This is a genomic window from Lysinibacillus sp. GbtcB16, from assembly GCF_019091145.1.
In the GTDB taxonomy this organism is placed as follows: domain Bacteria; phylum Bacillota; class Bacilli; order Bacillales_A; family Planococcaceae; genus Lysinibacillus; species Lysinibacillus fusiformis.
Genome location: NZ_JAGXJV010000805.1, coordinates 1 through 241, shown reverse-complemented (window position 1 = coordinate 241; position 241 = coordinate 1). Strand labels below are relative to the sequence as shown.

The 241-nt window shown below is 53.5% G+C and carries 1 protein-coding gene; it reads right to left on the bottom strand.

Annotation, left to right across the window (positions count from 1 at the left end; all coding sequences use genetic code 11):
- On the bottom strand, positions 1 to 203 hold a 203-nt coding region (locus KVT27_RS25960), incomplete at its 3' end, for a hypothetical protein (RefSeq protein WP_217582311.1).
- Between the last annotated feature and the right edge of the window lie 38 nt (positions 204 to 241).

The following is a 241-nucleotide window of genomic DNA, read 5'->3' as shown; positions in this document are numbered from 1 at the left end:
CGGGCATCCCCAATTATCTCTTCGAGTTCTTCATAGCGCTGCTGTACCTCTACGATTCGCGGAGCGGAGGCATTATTGGGAAACATCCGTGACAAGGAGAAGACGATCTCACCGGACTTGAACCATTGATCCCGATGCGGCGGATTGAGCTGCAAATCGCCTCCCTTCTGTATGGTTGGGGGAATCCAGTCCATCTCGCTCATCCGTTCCTTACGCCGGTCAACAGGATCGATCTTCAAGC